General features: G+C 66.5%; 3 protein-coding genes. 1 reads left to right on the top strand and 2 read right to left on the bottom strand.

What is annotated here, in order from left to right; genetic code table 11:
• A partial coding sequence (locus tag AC1VAN_RS20350) for a beta-ketoacyl synthase N-terminal-like domain-containing protein (protein WP_480986588.1) occupies positions 1-547 on the bottom strand: 547 nt, incomplete at its 3' end.
• Positions 547-1,062 carry a 3-hydroxyacyl-[acyl-carrier-protein] dehydratase FabA gene (fabA, locus tag AC1VAN_RS20345; protein WP_025878420.1) on the bottom strand — a complete coding sequence of 172 codons (516 nt, stop codon included), beginning with the start codon at positions 1,060-1,062 and terminating at the stop codon, positions 547-549. The genes fabA and AC1VAN_RS20350, both read right to left, overlap by 1 nt.
• 191 nt (positions 1,063-1,253) lie before the next feature.
• On the opposite strand from fabA, the gene dinB reads away from it, so the two are divergent.
• Positions 1,254-1,931, top strand: a 678-nt coding sequence (dinB, locus tag AC1VAN_RS20340; RefSeq protein ID WP_480986587.1) for a DNA polymerase IV, incomplete at its 3' end; no start/stop codon positions are given.

Raw genomic sequence — 1,931 nt, 5'->3', positions numbered from 1 at the left:
TGATGTCCTGCGCGCCGTGGCGGATGAGGTCGGCAGCTGCACCGATGCAGTGCGCCGAGGTCGCGCAGGCGGCCGACAGCGAGTAGCTGACACCCTTGATCTGGAATGCGGTGGCCAGGCAGGCCGACACGGTCGAGCACATCGTGCGCGGCACCATGTACGGACCCACCTTGCGCACGCCACGGCTGCGCAGCAGATCCACCGCACCCACCTGCCATTCGCTGGAGCCACCGCCGGAACCGGCGATCAGGCCGGTGCGCAGGCCGCTGACCTGTTCCGGGGTCAGGCCCGCATCGGTGATGGCATCGGCCATCGCCAGGTAGGCGAAGGCAGCGGCATCGCTCATGAAGCGCTTCTGCTTGCGGTCGATCAGCGCATCCAGATCGAGGTCGACGCGACCGCCGACCTGGCTGCGCAGGCCGGCTTCGGCGTGGTCGGCCAGCGCGGTGATGCCGGCGCGGCTTTCACGCAGGGCGGCCGAAACGGTATCCAGATCATTGCCGAGGCAGGACGTGATGCCCATGCCGGTGATGACGACGCGACGCATCAGAAGCTCCCGGTTTCGGTGAACAGGCCCACGCGCAGGTCGCGGGCGTTGTAGATCTCGCGGTCGTCCACGTACATGCGTGCGTCGGACTGGGCCATCACCAGCTTGCGGTTGATGACGCGGCTGATGTCGATCTCGTAGCGCACCAGCTTGGCATCAGGCAGCACCTGGCCGGTGAACTTCACTTCGCCGCAGCCCAGGGCGCGGCCCTTGCCGGGGGCACCCAGCCAGGTCAGGAAGAAGCCGGTCAGCTGCCACATGGCATCCAGGCCCAGGCAGCCGGGCATCACCGGGTCGCCGATGAAGTGGCAGCCGAAGAACCACAGGTCCGGGCGGATATCCAGTTCGGCGCGTACCATGCCCTTGCCATGCGGACCGCCGTCCTCGCGGATTTCGGTGATGCGGTCGAACATCAGCATCGGGTCGTTGGGCAACCGGCCGGCGGCAGCGCCGAACAGTTCACCGCGTGCGCTGGCCAGCAGCTGGTCGCGGTTGAACGCGTGGAGACGAGTCATGGAAAGCGCAATCCTGGAAGCGAAAACAAGGCAACGAGTTCCCGAGGATGCACGACGGATCAGGCGGATATCAAACCGCGTCTCCGTACGCGTGCGTAGTGTTTTCAGCTGAAACCACGCATCCCGTTGATGCACAACGACCATACTTCGGCGTCTGGACCGGTACGGTGCGGGTATCATGTGGGCCAACCATGAACGCACTGCGCAAGATCATCCACGTCGACATGGACGCCTTCTACGCGTCGGTGGAGCAGCGTGACGATCCGTCACTGCGCGGCAAGCCGGTGGTGGTGGCATGGCGCGGTGCGCGTTCAGTGGTGTGTGCCGCTTCGTACGAGGCGCGCGTGTTCGGCGTGCGTTCGGCGATGCCGGCACTGCGCGCCGAGCGCCTGTGCCCGGACGCGGTCTTCGTGCCGCCGGACTTCGCGCGTTACAAGGCGGTGTCGCGCCACGTGCGCGAGATCTTCCTGCGCCATACCGACCTGGTCGAGCCGCTGTCCTTGGACGAGGCCTACCTGGACGTAACCGAGCCGAAGAGTGGCATCGAACTGGCCACCGACATCGCCCGCACCATCCGCGCGCAGATCCGCGAGGAAACCAACCTGACCGCTTCGGCCGGGATCGCGCCGAACAAGTTCCTGGCCAAGATCGCCTCGGACTGGCGCAAGCCCGACGGCCAGTTCGTGATTCCGCCACAGCGGGTGGACGCATTCCTGCTGCCGCTGCCGGTGAACCGCGTGCCCGGCGTTGGCAAGGTGATGGAAGGCAAGCTGGCGGCGCGCGGCATCGTCACCTGCGGCGACCTGCGGCAATGGACGCTGCCGGACCTGGAAGACGCCTTCGGCAGCTTCGGCCGCAGCCTGTACAAC

The organism is Stenotrophomonas sp. 05L44_2 (genome assembly GCF_056665995.1).
This window is presented reverse-complemented; position numbering and strand designations above follow the sequence as displayed.